The organism is Veillonella sp., assembly GCF_018381775.1.
Classification (GTDB): domain Bacteria; phylum Bacillota; class Negativicutes; order Veillonellales; family Veillonellaceae; genus Veillonella.
Window position 1 is genome coordinate 115,150 of record NZ_JAGZRH010000001.1, and the last position, 15,554, is coordinate 130,703.

Sequence of the window (15,554 nt, forward strand, 5' to 3'; positions counted from 1 at the left end):
AAATAATTATAAGAAAAGACTCCATATGCTATAATAGTATATGGAGTCTTTTCGATTCTTAGAGTAATAGAAAGATATTCTTTAAATATAATCACCATAGATAGGAGTGATCACAATGGGAAAAGCAATCCCTACAGTAGAAGGTTGGCATAGCCAACACATGGTCTTTGCCATGGATTTCAGCGCATGGAACTGCTTTACAGCTGAAGAAAAAGCAGAAGCGCGCAACGAATTAAAAGCATTTTTAGCAGATCTTGAAGCTAAACATCAAGCTAAAGAAGGCAGCTATGCATTCTATGATTGCAATGGTGCGAAAGGGGATTTAATCCTATGGATTCTTGGTCCATCCCTTGAATACTTGGCGCAAGTAGAACGTAAATTCCGTCGCCTTGCGATTGCAAGCGTATTAGTTCAAACATATTCTTATACATCTGTAACAGAAGTAAGTGCTTACGTTAAAGCTAAACTTGATACAGAAGAAGTTAACCAAAAACTATACCCTCATGTACCTCGTGACAAATACATCTGCTTCTATAACATGAGCAAAAAACGTGAAGGTGATGACAACTGGTTCATGCTACCACCACAAGAACGAGGCATGTTGATGAAATCTCACGGTGAACTTGGTAAAACATACTTAGACGTTTTATCCGAATTTACAACAGGTGGCTGTGGCCTAGACGACTGGGAATGGGGCATTACAATTTTCAGTAATGACGACATCCAATTCAAAAAAATCGTATATGATATGCGCTTTGAAGTAGCCAGTGCAAAATACGGCATCTTCAGCGACTTCTACGTTGGTACCATCATTGACGATGCACTACTAGAAGAAATCTTTGGATAATAAAAGAAAACCCCGCATCGATCCGACTTACGAGGTCTTCCCTTCGTGCTTAGATAACAGAAACTATAATTTACATTTCCCTAAAATGCTAATACACATCTAATTTTTAATAAAAGAACTCCCTCATAAAATCCGACTTGCGGGTTCAAGGCCTATGGCCGCAGAACTAATTCGCATGGAGGATTGTTGAGGGAGTCTTTTATTACCTTATTGGGTTGTAAATTATAGTTTCTGTTACACCCTATACGTTCATATTTGCGCTTTTACGCACATAGAACCAGTAGCACACAGCTACAGTTACGATGTTGAAGGCTAACAATACAGCAAAGGCTGGGTGAATATTGCCAAATGTGGAATATACAAAGCCGAAGATTTTAGGTGTAATGAAGGCCCCATATGCAGCTACAGCAGCAACGAAACCTGTAATTAAAGAGGAAAGCAATGGATTGCCGAATACGTGAGGAATCATACGGAATGTAGCACCAGTTGCGAAGCCACAGCATACGAATGTCAACACGGACATAGCAAAGAAGAATGGGAAGTTGTGCATATCTACGCCAACTGCAATTAGTGCTGTTGTTGCACATAGACCGAGAAGGCTTACAAAGGTAACTTTTGTACCGCTGTTAATTTTATCAGATAACCAACCGCCTACAGGACGAAGGGCACCTGCTACAAGAGGACCAACAAATGCGATAGAAGCAAATGGAACTTCAGGGAATTCTTTACCTACTAATAAGCCAAGTGCTGCCGCATAACCAGAGAAAGCACCGAAGGAACAAGTGTATAGCAATGTAAGTGCCCAAGTGTGTTTGTTACCAAAGATTTGTACAAGATTTTTAGGATTTGGTTTTTCTAGTGGTAAGTTATCCATGAAACGTGTCATAAGTGCAAGGATAACAACAAGTGGTACAATCCACATGAAAGCCGCATTGGCAAGGTATACTGCATTACCTTTGATGATAGCTGGTGTTACACCAAATACGCTACCCAATGCAGCGGAACCCATAGCGAATGGAGCCAAGAAGTAGATTACGGAGATACCAAGGTTACCAACGCCGCCGTTGATACCAAGAGCTGTACCTTTTTCAGATTTAGGGAAGAAGTTGCCAATGTATGCCATGGAGGACGAGAAGTTGGCGCCCGCTAAACCGATAAGGGCAGTTAAAATCATAAATGTCATATAAGAAGTTGTTGTATCTTGAACGGCAAAGCCAAGCCATACAACAGGAACTAATAAGATAAGTGTGGAAATAAATGTCCAGTTCTTACCACCGATTAAGGCCGGCATGTAGGTATATACGAAACGTAATGTAGCACCTACAAGACCTGGTAATGCGGCTAATGTAAATAATTGATCTGTTGTAAAGTTAAAGCCAGCGCCATTTAGTTGTGCTGCAATGGTTGCCCATAAATACCATACACAGAATGAAAGGGTTAATGCAATTGTGGATATAACCAAGTTTTGTTTAGCAATTTTTTTACCAAACTTTTCCCAAAATTCTGGATTTTCTGGTTGCCAATTAGCCACAATTTCGCTACGGCTTGCCCCTACTTGAGGCATTTTTAGTTCGCTCATTTTGAACTTCTCCTTACTGAAAAACTATACATGCAATGAAGACATGGAAGATACAATTATCAGTCAATGTATATGAATATTGCAATCTATAGAATTTCTATAGAAAGTATTCGAATTACTTAGAGAACTGAGTTATAATTATTGTATCAACTAAAATTGCAATGTCTTATATCACAAATATATTATATATTGTAAAAATTTTTGTGAATGTGACATAAAACACACATATTCTGAAATTAATAAGTTATAATAATCATATATATACAAAAAAGTATATAATACATGTACTTTTACTATAAATAGATTAGTATAACTAATGGATTTTATTTTAAAAGTACAATGGAGTGGTGAAGGTATGGATAAAAATTTAATTAACCAATTACTTGCTTTGCCGGGCGAGGAACTCCATCTTAAAAAAGGTGATTTTCTCTTCCACGAGGGGGACAAGGCAGAACACTTTTACGTAGTGTTAAAAGGTAGAATGAGCATTAAGAAATTCGAAGCTAGTGGGCACATTTTTGCATTGCGTCTAGTAGGTCCGAATAATGTAATTGGTGAGGTTCCGTTGTATGAGGAGAACACAAGAACTTATGTGTTCAACGCCATCGCTCGGGAGGATTGCTCTGTTTATTCCATTCGCTATGATGTGTTAGAGCCAGCTATTGCAAAAGATCATTCATTGGCTATTGCGATGATGCAAATCTACACATTACATATGCGTCGTCAACAGGCAAAATACCGAGACTTGCTACTATATGGCAAGAAGGGAGCATTTTATTCTACCTTGTTGCGCTTAGCCAATAGTTATGGTGTAGAGCGCGAGGATGGTATCTTTATCGATATCGCCCTAACAAATCAAGAGTTGGCTGAATTTGCTGCCACATCAAGAGAAAGTTTAAATCGCATGCTAAGTGAGTTGCGTAAGTTGGGCTATGTAGCCTATGACAAACACCATCTAGTAATCTGTGATTTTGATGCTTTAATCGGATTGCTTGATTTAGAGGTTGATAATATAGACCCTAATATTAGTAATATCGAATAACAGTATTTTCTCCTTTGTGTTAGCTCAGCTAGCACAAAGGATTTTTTTGTAGTTTTGAAGGAGGACACGAGATGAGCTTGTTGTCTCAAAAGTTTAAGTTTCTTCGCAAGAAGAACGTATCTCCAAGCGGCCATCAAATAACTGAAGATGGCGGTCGCGAGTGGGAAAATTTTTATCGTGACCGTTGGTCTTACGATAAAGTTGTCCGCACAACGCATGGCGTAAACTGTACTGGTTCTTGTAGCTGGAATATCTACGTTAAGAATGGTGTTGTAGCGTGGGAAAATCAGGCTACTGATTACCCTGAAACACCAGATGATATGCCGGATTACGAACCACGTGGGTGCCCTCGTGGTGCAACATTCTCTTGGTATCTCTATAGCCCATTGCGCGTAAAATATCCATATGTGCGCGGCGAATTGGCTGAGCTTTGGAGAGAAGCTAAAAAGCATGCTAAGAACCCGATCGAAGCTTGGAAATCTATCGTAGAAGATCCTGAAAAAGCGAAAAAATACAAATCTGCCCGTGGTATGGGTGGCTTTGTGCGCTCCACATGGGATGAAGCGACAGAAATTACTGCCGCATCCTTATTATATACTGCAAAAACATACGGCCCTGACCGCAACGCAGGCTTCTCTGTAATTCCAGCGATGTCCATGTTGTCCTATGCAGCAGGTGCTCGTTTCCTTAACTTAATGGGTGGTTCACCATTGTCCTTCTATGACTGGTATGCCGATTTACCACCTTCTAGCCCTCAAGTTTGGGGTGAACAAACTGATACACCTGAATCTGGTGACTGGTACAATGCTGGTTACATCATGACTTGGGGTTCTAACGTACCATTGACTCGTACGCCAGATGCTCACTTCTTAACAGAGGTTCGTTACAAAGGTACTAAGGTAGTATCCGTATCCCCTGACTATGCGGAATCTACAACTTCTTCCGATGCTTGGCTCAATGTAAAAGCCGGTACTGATGCGGCTCTTGCTATGGCAATGGGCCACGTAATCTTAAAAGAATACTACATCGATAAAGAAACTCCATACTTCAAAGAGTATGCTAAAGAGTTCACAGATATGCCATTCCTTGTACGCGTTGAAGAAATTAACGGCACTGTACAACCAGGCCGCTTCTTGAATGCTAAGGATTTGGGTCGCCAAGAGGAAGGCGCTAATTTCCAAATGGTATTAATCGATGATACAACTAATGAAATCGTTGTTCCTAATGGTACAATGGGCGAACGTCACACAAATCCACAAAAATGGAACTTACGCCTTGAAAACCGCGATACAGGGGCTAAAATCGACCCTCGTTTATCCGTGTTTGATCAACGTGAAGATGTGACTGTTGTTAAGTTGCCATACTTTGGCGATGAAGAGCACGAAGGTGTAATTGAACGTGCTATTCCAACTATTACAGTACAAACTGTAGATGGTCCTGTAAAAGTAACTACCGTATATGACCTTATTCTTGCTAACTATGGTATCAATCGTGGTATCGGTGGTGAAGTGGCAACATCTTATACAGATGACACTCCTTACACACCTACATGGCAAGAAAAAATTACTGGCGTAAAAGCAGATATCGCTATTGCCACAGCTCGTGAGTTTGCAGATAATGCAGAAAAAACTAAAGGTCGTTCCATGATTATCATGGGCGGTGGTATCAACCACTGGTACCATGCTGACGTGATTTACCGTACAATCTTGAACCTTATCATGTTCTGTGGTACAGAAGGTGTTAATGGTGGTGGCTGGGCTCACTACGTAGGTCAAGAAAAACTTCGTCCTATTGAAGGCTGGGGCGGTATCATGACAGCTAACGACTGGAGTAAAGCTCCTCGTTTGCAAAATGGTACATCCTGGTTCTACTTTGCTACAGAACAATATCGTTCTGATTGCATCGACTTGGCAGACCGCGTATCTAAATTAGCTAAGCCTCGTTATCGTCACCCTGGTGACTATAATGTATTGGCAGCTCGTTTAGGTTGGTTGCCATCTTACCCTACTTTCAATAAAGGCAGCCAAGAATTGATTAATGATGCTCGTGCAGCTGGTGCTGGTACAGAAGCAGAAATTAACCAATATGTGGCGCAAGCGTTGAAAAATAAAGATTTACAATTCTGCGTAGAAGATCCAGCGGCTAAAGAAAACCATCCACGCAACTTATTCGTATGGCGTGCGAACCTTATCGGTTCCTCTTCTAAAGGCCATGAATACTTCTTGAAACATTTATTGGGTACTAAAAATGCGGTATTAGAAGATGACGATGCACCTACACGTCCAGAAGAAATCAAATGGCGTGAAGCTGATGGGGCAGGTAAACTTGACCTCTTAATCGACATAGACTTCCGTATGGCTTCTACAGGCTTGTACTCTGATATCGTATTCCCTGCAGCTACATGGTATGAAAAAGAAGACTTGTCTTCTACAGATATGCATCCATATGTACACGTATTCCAAGCTGCTGTTGATTGCGCATGGGAAACTAAATCTGACTGGGATACATTCCGTACCCTTGCAGAAACAGTATCTCGCGTAGCAAAAGAGTCTAGCTTCACAGAATACGAAGATATCGTAGCATTGCCTCTTGGTCATGATAGCCCTGGTGAAGTGGCACAACCAGAAGGTAAAGTCCTCGACTGGAGCAAAGGTGAATGTGAACCAATTCCTGGTAAAACAATGCCTAACCTCGTTCATGTAAAACGCGACTATAGCCAAATCTTTGAAAAATTCATTGCTTTGGGACCTAACATCGAAAACAAAATGGGTGCTCATGGCTTGGCTTGGGATGTATCTGATGAATATCAAACATTGTATGCACAAAATGGTACCATCGATAATCCAGAATTCATTTCTCATGGCCGTCCAAGCATTTACGAATGTAAAGAAGCTTGTAATGCTGTATTGACATTGTCTTCTTGTACAAATGGTAAATTGGCTGTTCGTTCTTGGAAGGCAATGGAAGAAAAAACTGGTCTTTCTGATCTTGAAAAGAACGCAAAAGGTCGTGAACAAGAAAAAATTACTTTTGATGACATGGTTCGCCAACCACGCTTCATCATTAGCTCTGTAACAAGTACTGGTAAAAACGATAAAAACCGTCGTTATTCCCCATTCACAACATCTACAGAAGATAAAGTACCATTCCGTACCGTAACAGGTCGTCAATCCTTCTATTGTGATCATGAAATGATGCGCGATTACGGTGAAGCAATGGCGTTGTACAAACCTGTATTGTCCTACAAACCAGTACAAGGTGACTACAAACAAGAAGGTATTCCAGAAATTACATTAAAATACTTAACACCACATAATAAGTGGTCTACTCATAGTATGTACTTCGATAGCCAACAAATGTTGACATTGTTCCGTGGTGGTCAAACTATTTGGCTCAACGAAGATGATGCAGCAGAAATTGGCGTTAAAGATAATGACTGGGTAGAAGCTTTCAATAAAAATGGTGTAGTTGCAGCTCGTGCAGTTGTATCTCCACGTATTCCTCGTGGCATTTCCTATATGCATCACTCCCAAGATCGTCACATCAACGTTCCTGGTACGCAAGTTAAGAAAGACCGTCGCGGTGGTACACACAATGCACCAACTCATATTCACATGAAACCGACACACATGATTGGCGGTTATGGTCAATTGAGCTATGGCTTTAACTACTATGGCCCAACTGGTAACCAACGTGATATGACAATTGTGGCTCGTAAGTTGAAGGAGGTGGATTGGCTTGAAGATTAAAGCTCAAGTATCCATGGTCCTAAATTTGGATAAGTGTTTAGGCTGTCATACATGCTCTATCACTTGTAAAAATACATGGACGAACCGCGAAGGCGCGGAATATATGTACTTTAATAACGTGGAAACTCGCCCAGGTGTAGGCTATCCACGTAATTGGGAAGACCAAGAAAAATGGAAGGGCGGCTGGACGCTAGATAACTCCGGTAAATTAGCTCTTTCTACAGGTTCTAAAACAAATCGTTTGATGAAATTATTCTTCCATCCTGAACAACCAGAGTTGAAGGATTATTTCGAACCTTGGACTTACGACTATGAAACATTGATTCATGGCGGTCGTAAAAATAACCAACCAGTTGCTCGTCCTCGCTCTCTTGTAACGAAACAAAAAATGGAAGTTACTTGGGGCCCTAACTGGGATGACGATTTGGCTGGTGGTCAACATGCTCGCTCTGATGTGAACTTAACTAAGATGGGTCAAGATATCGTATTTGATTACGAAGAAGTATTCATGCGCTACTTGCCACGTCTTTGTAACCACTGCTTGAACCCTGCGTGCGTAGCTGCATGTCCATCCGGCGCGATTTATAAACGCGATGAAGATGGTGTAGTTCTCGTATCTCAAGATGTATGCCGCGGTTGGAGACATTGTGTTCCATCTTGCCCATACAAAAAAATCTTCTATAACTGGGAAACCAATAAAGCTGAAAAATGCGTATTCTGTTACCCACGTTTGGAAAATGGTTTGCCTCAAATCTGTGCTGAAACTTGTGTAGGTCGTATGCGCTATGTTGGCGTTGTATTCTACGACATGGACAAAGTTGAAGAAATGGCAGCTACAAAAAATGAACAAGACATTTACGAAAATACAGTTGAGTTAATCTTGGATCCTCATGATCCTGAGGTTATTAAAGCTGCTCGCGAAGAAGGCATCTCTGAAGCATGGATTAAAGCAGCTCAAAAATCTCCTGTGTACAAACTTGTAAAAGAGTGGGGCGTGGCATTACCATTGCATCCTGAGTATCGCACATTGCCAATGGTTTGGTATGTACCACCACTCAGCCCAATCTTGCAACGTGTAACATCTGATGTATACTTGCCAGATGCACATGAAATGCGCGTACCTGTACAATACCTTGCTAACTTGTTTACAGCAGGTAATACAGAAATTTTAGCTCGTACATTGCAACGTGTTCTCGACATGCGTGAATACATGCGCCGTCGTGAAACCGGTGACGGTCCTATTGAACATAAAGTTGATTTAACAGAGGATCAAATGTACGGTATGTACAAATTGTTGGCATTGTCCAAATACAATGATCGCTTTGTTATTCCATCTGATGTAAAAGTATCTCGCGAAGGTCGCCTTGAAATGCAACATAATCGCGGGTTTGCTTGCCCTACAGGGGGATGTCAATAATGAAGGATGCTCAGAAAATCGCTCTTATTGCGTCATTTCTTCTACGCTATCCTGATGAACAATGGTATAACGAACTACCTGAATGGAGAGAGGACGCCCAATCCGTTGAGCATCCTCAACTTCGCCAAGGTTTATTAGAATTCTTCGACTATGTAGAGGAATCCAATAAAAAAGAATTTGAAGACCAATATGTTCGTACCTTTGATTTTAGTCAAAATACAACTATGTATTTGTCGACTTATGAATTACAAGGTACTGGGGAACAAGCAGAAGAACTCGTTAAATTTAAAGCTTTCTTCCTAGAAAACGACTATGATTTGCCAAAAGAAATGCCAGACTATATTCCAGCACTTCTTGAATTATGTGCCGTTATCGATGATGAAAAAGCAAAAGAAATTTACGACTATTGTAAGCCAAAATTGGAATACATTAGAGAACGCTTCATTGAGGCTAAATTGCCTTATGCATTCTTGTTTGATATTATCTTGTCTGTTGCAAATGGATTGGAGGATGGTGCACGATGAATCTATTCCTTTGGGGCGCTTTGCCTTACATCGCTTTCACCTTCTTAATCGTAGGTACTTTGGTTCGTTTCTTCTATTTTGAAAGAAACTGGACTACAAAATCGAGTCAATTTTTAGAGAAAAAACAATTGCGCATCGCTAATCCATTGTTCCACTTTGGTTTGCTATGCGTTATCGGTGGTCACGTAGTAGGTGTGTTAATCCCTAAAACTTGGACTGCTGCAATCGGTATTAATGACCATTTGTACCATGAAGGTGCTTTATACATGGGTGCTGTAGCTGGTATTATCTTTATCGTAGGCTTCTTGCTTTTGATGAAACGTCGCTTTACTGTGCCTGCTATGAAAGTTAATACATCTGGTCTTGATAAATGGTTATATTTGTTCTTAACATTAGCCATTTTCAGCGGTATGGCTGGTACATTGCTTAATGCATCTGGTTTCTTTGATTACCGCGTATCTATCGGTCCTTGGTTCCGTAGCTTACTATCCTTTATGCCTGATCCATCCTTGATGGAAGGCGTACCATTCATGTTTAAATTCCATATGTTAGCGTGGATGGTGGTAGCTATTATCTTCCCATTCAGCCGTTTGGTACACTGCTTGAGTGTTCCACTCAACTACTTAACACGTCCGTTCATTGTATATCGTAAACGTGACGAAAAATAATTAGGATGATGATTGATTTGTATGCCCTTCATGATATGACAAATTAATCTTAGCCCCTTGTAATAGTGAAAGCTGATGCTCACTACTACAAGGGGCTTTTATTTATTAATTTTTGTTAGAGTAGTTTAGATAACATAACATAACACTATTTCTGATTTAATTACCTAGCTTTTACCGAAACACTTTTGAGTTGTTTATATAGTTAAAATGAAAGACTAAATTAGAATTATTCTTATAATGAATGCTACCTATCTAATATAAGTAATCTGCAAATTTCGATTTAAATGATAAAATATGTTAAGTAAAATTAGTATTTCAGGAATTATGTTAGAGAGGTTTATGATGAATCAAGTGGAAACGAAACAGTATAAGAGTATTTACCATATCTTTATATGGATTGCAGTATTCTCCTTAATTATGATCGGTTTGCTAGAGTGGGGCTATATCGTAGGTGGTCGTGCCTTCGGGAACTATAAAGTCTATACAGGTCTTGTACCTTGGTGTACGTGGATTGTGATGACTTATTTGGCAACTCGTCCTAAATGGTTTACAAGTCGTTATAATTTATGTGAAATGTTCAAGGTTCACCGTGCATTAGGTATTGCATCTGTAGCTGTTATTGCATTCCATTTGTATCTCTATTTCGGTAAAGCTGCTAAATCCGTTCTCGGTTGGTGGGGTGGCTATGTAGCCCTTACTTCCTTCGGTATTGGTACAATCTCTGGCCTTGCATTCTTAACTCCAAAACTTAGAAAAGTAACTGCATCTGGTCGTACTACTGGTATTTGGCTTCATCGCTTAAATCTTGTAGCGTTAGTTGCTGCAGATATTCATATCCATGGCTTTACAAGAATTTCCAAAATGGTACCATTCCTTCAAGTCTTTGATATCATTACATATGGTCTTGTTATCTACTGCATCTACTTGATGTTTAAAAAGAAATAATAAGATACATGCAAATCCCTTCTGTGTTATACGGAAGGGATTTTTTTGTTTTATATGTTTATCCCTAGTGAATTAAATGTGGATATTATCAGTTTGACGCATAAATGATTGTGAGATTGATATACATTTTCTCTTTACTCGGTTAATGAAAGTTGTTATTATTTTTATGTTACATATGATAATGATAATTATATTCGTGTATTCATTATCTACTCATTTTATATTTTCTTATTTTTAGTGTGTGAGGTTTATTATGTTGAAACGTAAAATGACTAGTGCTTTTGCAGTGACAGCTGTGTTAGGTGTGGCTACAGCCTTTGCTGTTAACCCATTTTCCGATGTTCCGTCCGATAGCTGGGCTTATCAAGCTGTAGATCAATTAGCTACAGCTGGTATTATCAATGGTTACCCTGATGGTACTTTCAAAGGTCAAAATAACATTACTCGTTACGAAATGGCTCAAATGATTGCGAAAGGCATGGCTAATCAAGATCGTGCTAATGCAGAACAACAAGCTATGTTGAATCGCTTGGCCGACGAGTTTTCCAATGAATTGAATACACTTGGTGTGCGTGTAGCTAAATTGGAAGACCGCGTAGGCAATGTAAAGGTTACTGGTGATGCTCGTATCAACTACATCGGTAGAGAGGGTATCGATGGTTATGATTACGAAGATAAAGTTACAGCCCGTGTACGTTTAGGTCTAGATGCAAAGGTTAATAAAAATACATCTGTAAAAGCTCGTATTACAACAGGTTCTATTGAACTAGGTGATAGTTCTAAAGATGCTCAAGCTAATTGGGATTTAGCATATGTAGAGCATAAATTCGGTAAAAATGTTGTAGTTGATGCTGGTCGTTATACCCAAAAATTTGGCGGTGGCTTGATTTATAGCTCTAACTTTGATGGTGTAGGCGCTACAGCGAAGCTAGGTGATAAAGTTACATTAAATGGTGCATATGGTTATATGACAGCAGGCCGTTTTGCTAAGACTAGTAAAGCTGATAATGGTGATGTAGGTCTTATTAATGCTCATGTAGCTGTTAATGATCGCTTTAGCTTTGGCGGTATGTTTGCTCATGTAGGTACAACAAATGTACGTATGGGTAATGGCAAGAAAAATAACGAATTCGATAATGTATATGGCTTTAATGCTAAATATAATGTTGGTAAATTCGGTATTGATGGCGAGTGGGTAAAAGCATCTGGCTTGAGTGATTCCGATATTTGGAACGTAGGCGTTAAATGGGGCGATTATAAAATTAACAAGAAAAACTCTTGGGTTATCCGCTTAGATTACTTTGATCAAGCTAAAAATGCACCTGTATTTAAAACGCAAAAATATGAATCTAATGATTTATTGAAGAAAACACGGTATGAAGGTTATAAAGCATGGCAATTAGGTGCATCTTATGCTCCAGAGAAAAATGTTGGTATTAATGCATACTACGGCTTCCATGCGAAAACACAAGATGGTAACCGTGTAAATGATTTCTACCGTGCAGACCTCAACTTCAAATTCTAGTTCTAATTTTAGGATGGATCTGGATTTAATAACTAATTAGTTTTAAGTTCTAAGTAGAATGCTATGTGGATTGAAATTGTTAGCATGCTACATTAGGCCAACTAGATATATACTGGTAGTTTGTATAAGAAATAGTGAGGTTTATATGGCAGAAGTAGTAAAAAAACAGTTTAAGAGTAAATACCATATTTTAATATGGATTGCGGTTTTATCCCTAATATTTATGGGAATGGTAGAATATGGTTATGTAACAAGCGGTAGATCATTTGGTAACTGGAAGGTTCACTTAGGTCTTATTCCTTATGTTGCATGGCTTGTATTAACATATATTGCAACAAGACCAAAATGGTTTATCAAACGATATAATCCAAAAGAAATGTTTGAAGTTCATCGCATCGTAGGTATCGTTAGTGTTGTTCTTGTATGTGCACATTGGTATGTATACTTCTTGAAAGCATTGAAGTCCTTCTTAGGATTCTGGGGCGGTTATATCTCCCTTGGAGCCATGTTTATTGCTCTTATCTTTGCCGTATTGTACTTAACGCCTTGGGTAGGCAATATGGCAGAATCTATATCTTGTAAAAAAGCCATCTGGATTCATCGTTTGAACCTTATTGCTATCATTGCAGCAAATATTCATGTTCATGGTTTTGGACGTTTGTCTAAAATGGTACCATTCTTGCCTGTATTTGATGTAGTGACGTATGCACTTGTTATTTACTACATCTATTGGATGTTCAAACAAAAATAAATGATGTATACGTACTTTTATTCTTATAAAAGTCGTATAATCATAAAACTAAAAAGAGACCATCTCTACCCTTTATATGTGGAAGAGATGGTCTTTTTTTGTAGTTTACGATACAATAATATTATGAGTATATTCTATTGTTTTTTGTAAGTATATACTGATAAGAAAGAAGGTCACTATGGATTCTTCTTGGAAACGAATTATCTATTTAATCTGTATTATACAGATTGGTGGGGGAATAACAATTATAGGGGTGCTATCATTCCTTCCGTTATTCCTTATAGAGTTAGGTCTACATAATCCAGGTGAAGCTGCTATGTGGGCCGGTATCGTATCAGGTGTAACGCCTTGTATGGTAGCGCTTAGTGCACCGTATTGGTCGCGTAAGGCAAATCAACTGGGACCTCGTAAGGTAATGATGTTTATCTTATTTACCTTAATGGTTACAGTCGGGGCTTGTGCTTTCACTCAAACCCCAGCACAGTTATTAGTCCTAAGGCTATTGCAAGGTGTAGTAGGCGGTTATGTACCAATCGGTTTGGCTATTATCGTACTCATAACACCTGAGGAAAAGGTGCCATGGGCGATGGGGCTGTATCAAGCATCTATGGTGATGGGCCTCGTCTTTGGTCCTCTTATGGGCGGCTTAGCGGCCGATTTATTAGGTTATAGAGCGCCATTCTTTATATTTTCCGGATTGACTGGCATTTGCTTATTAGGTATTTATTTCTTAATGCCTAATTTACAGTTTAAGCATAAGGTAGACGCTCAAGAATCACAGGTTTCGTTGATTAAATCATTTCTCATGATACCTCGAGTTCGTCTATTAGTGGCGATGCAGTTTTTATGTAACTTTGGTATTACTGGTATTGGTCCCATCTTACCGCTTTATATCAAACACTATATGGCCGTGAATGATGAATTTGTGGCTACCATTGTAGGAATTATTATCTTTGGGGCTGGTTTGTTTAGCGCCTTAGCATCCATTTCAATCGGTAAGGTAACACAACGATTGACCATGCCTCGTATTATCTTTACTGCTACATGGGCGGTGGGATCTTTATTTATTTTGCAATACTTAATGCCTAGTATATGGGGGCTTGGCGTATTCCGTGCTATAGCCGGATTCTTTATGGGCTTTATTACGCCAATTGCAAATACGCTGATATCCAAGGCCGTCCCTATTGAGCGACGGGGCATTGTCTTTGGTGCCGTATCTAGCGTAGCAATGATGGGTAATGTATTAGGCCCTGTTATTAGTGGTGTTATTGCGCGTGCCTTTGGATATGGTGCTGTGTTCTGGTCTACGGCGACAATATTCTTTGTGGCGTCCTGGTTTGTATATCGTAATTTAGTTATGTCTCGTGAAAGCAGTTCATCATAGTGAATCTACTTTCAATGAAATATAATAATTGTAGTTGTAGTTGTAGTTGTAGTTGTAGTTGTAGTTGTAGTTGTAGTTGTAGAGAAAAATATTATGTGAGTAGCAAATACCAATGAGAGGGGTTGGTGTATGTTGTGTAGTGGGCTAGTAGATAGAGTAAGGCTACTAATTATAAGAGAGATGAGAGTGTATCGTTATGTTGTTGAAACAATTAGAGTATTTTGTGTGTGTAGTTGATAATAATAGTTTTACTCAAGCTGCGACTGAGCAGTATGTGTCTCAATCTGCTATTTCACAACAAATTAAAGCCCTTGAAACGAGTTTAGGCGTGGAGCTGATGGTACGAGAAAAACGAAGCTTTTACCTAACACCAGCGGGGCAATATTTATATCGATCTGGTAAAAAATTACTAGAACGCTTTCACGATATTAAGGTAGAAACAACCCGCATTGGTACAGATGCACGTGTTAGCTTACGAATTGGCTATTTAAATCGCTATAGTGGGATGGCTATGCAGCAAACGGTCATTCGCATGGCTAAACGCTATAAAAACCTAGATATTCGCATGTATAGTGGCAGTCATGAGGAACTATATGGCATGTTAGATGATCGTCGTGTAGATGTAATATTTAATGATCAGTGGCAGATTTTATCTGATGATTATGAAAGTCATTTGATTGATAAGGCGACCACAGTAATCGAGGTGCCACAAGGCTATACAAAGGAAGGTAGCGTTGAAATTAAAACTATTGATGACTTACCACTTATCTTAGTTTGTCGCGGTAAGTATACGCTAGCTGAGGAAGAACATTATCGTAAGGCCATTGGTTATGCTGGTGCCTTTGCATATGCTCGTACATTAGAGGAGGCTCGCTATTTAGTAGCAGGTCAACAAGGACTATTGCTGCTTGATCGTTTTAAATATTTAACCGACTCCATGCCAGGTATTGAGCGCAAGGTATTGACTAACCATGGTAAATCGATGGAGCGCAATTACTACTTTGTATCGCAACAAAATCAAAATAACACCTATGTAGAAGCTTTTAGGGATATGTTTAGACAAGTTTTGTCAGAGTTTTAATGTATCAAAGACAGATTATGTAAAATAAATTTAATCGTAATA

General features: G+C 39.3%; 12 protein-coding genes. 11 read left to right on the forward strand and 1 reads right to left on the reverse strand.

The window, feature by feature from the left end:
- Positions 1 to 115: 115 nt before the first annotated feature.
- Complete coding sequence (gene hemQ, locus KH109_RS00530; RefSeq protein WP_060923924.1) at positions 116 to 847, forward strand: hydrogen peroxide-dependent heme synthase; 732 nt, start codon at positions 116 to 118, stop codon at positions 845 to 847.
- 241 nt (positions 848 to 1,088) lie between these two features.
- On the opposite strand, the gene KH109_RS00535 is transcribed toward hemQ, so the two are convergent.
- Positions 1,089 to 2,426: an MFS transporter gene (locus KH109_RS00535; RefSeq protein ID WP_295214604.1), complete on the reverse strand. Its 1,338-nt coding sequence runs from the start codon at positions 2,424 to 2,426 to the stop codon at positions 1,089 to 1,091.
- 355 nt (positions 2,427 to 2,781) lie between these two features.
- On the opposite strand from KH109_RS00535, the gene KH109_RS00540 reads away from it, so the two are divergent.
- The 10 genes from KH109_RS00540 to KH109_RS00585 all read left to right on the forward strand — a co-directional run bounded on the left by KH109_RS00540 (position 2,782) and on the right by KH109_RS00585 (position 15,512).
- A complete protein-coding gene (locus KH109_RS00540) occupies positions 2,782 to 3,468 on the forward strand; it encodes a Crp/Fnr family transcriptional regulator (protein WP_295214608.1) in 687 nt (228 codons plus the stop codon).
- Positions 3,469 to 3,539: 71 nt separating this feature from the next.
- Positions 3,540 to 7,217, forward strand: coding sequence for a nitrate reductase subunit alpha (locus KH109_RS00545; RefSeq protein ID WP_295214612.1), 3,678 nt, complete (start codon positions 3,540 to 3,542; stop codon positions 7,215 to 7,217).
- Positions 7,207 to 8,634 (forward strand): nitrate reductase subunit beta, encoded by a 1,428-nt coding sequence (gene narH / locus KH109_RS00550; RefSeq protein WP_295214615.1) that lies wholly within the window; start codon positions 7,207 to 7,209, stop codon positions 8,632 to 8,634. The genes KH109_RS00545 and narH overlap by 11 nt, the downstream gene beginning before the upstream one ends.
- Positions 8,634 to 9,158 (forward strand): nitrate reductase molybdenum cofactor assembly chaperone, encoded by a 525-nt coding sequence (narJ, locus tag KH109_RS00555; protein ID WP_295214618.1) that lies wholly within the window; start codon positions 8,634 to 8,636, stop codon positions 9,156 to 9,158. The genes narH and narJ overlap by 1 nt, the downstream gene beginning before the upstream one ends.
- The gene (gene narI, locus KH109_RS00560; RefSeq protein ID WP_295214620.1) at positions 9,155 to 9,826 is read left to right on the forward strand and encodes a respiratory nitrate reductase subunit gamma; all 672 of its coding nucleotides are present in this window, start codon (positions 9,155 to 9,157) and stop codon (positions 9,824 to 9,826) included. The genes narJ and narI overlap by 4 nt, the downstream gene beginning before the upstream one ends.
- A gap of 342 nt (positions 9,827 to 10,168) precedes the next feature.
- The gene (locus KH109_RS00565) at positions 10,169 to 10,771 is read left to right on the forward strand and encodes a hypothetical protein (protein WP_295214910.1); all 603 of its coding nucleotides are present in this window, start codon (positions 10,169 to 10,171) and stop codon (positions 10,769 to 10,771) included.
- A 253-nt stretch (positions 10,772 to 11,024) separates the two neighbouring features.
- On the forward strand, positions 11,025 to 12,296 hold the full coding sequence (locus KH109_RS00570) for a putative porin (protein ID WP_295214623.1): 1,272 nt from the start codon (positions 11,025 to 11,027) through the stop codon (positions 12,294 to 12,296).
- A 145-nt stretch (positions 12,297 to 12,441) separates the two neighbouring features.
- On the forward strand, positions 12,442 to 13,047 hold the full coding sequence (locus tag KH109_RS00575; RefSeq protein ID WP_295214627.1) for a hypothetical protein: 606 nt from the start codon (positions 12,442 to 12,444) through the stop codon (positions 13,045 to 13,047).
- A 178-nt stretch (positions 13,048 to 13,225) separates the two neighbouring features.
- Positions 13,226 to 14,431 carry an MFS transporter gene (locus KH109_RS00580; RefSeq protein ID WP_295214629.1) on the forward strand — a complete coding sequence of 402 codons (1,206 nt, stop codon included), beginning with the start codon at positions 13,226 to 13,228 and terminating at the stop codon, positions 14,429 to 14,431.
- Between the two features lie 196 nt (positions 14,432 to 14,627).
- Positions 14,628 to 15,512, forward strand: coding sequence for a LysR family transcriptional regulator (locus tag KH109_RS00585; protein WP_295214632.1), 885 nt, complete (start codon positions 14,628 to 14,630; stop codon positions 15,510 to 15,512).
- The last annotated feature ends 42 nt before the right edge of the window (positions 15,513 to 15,554 follow it).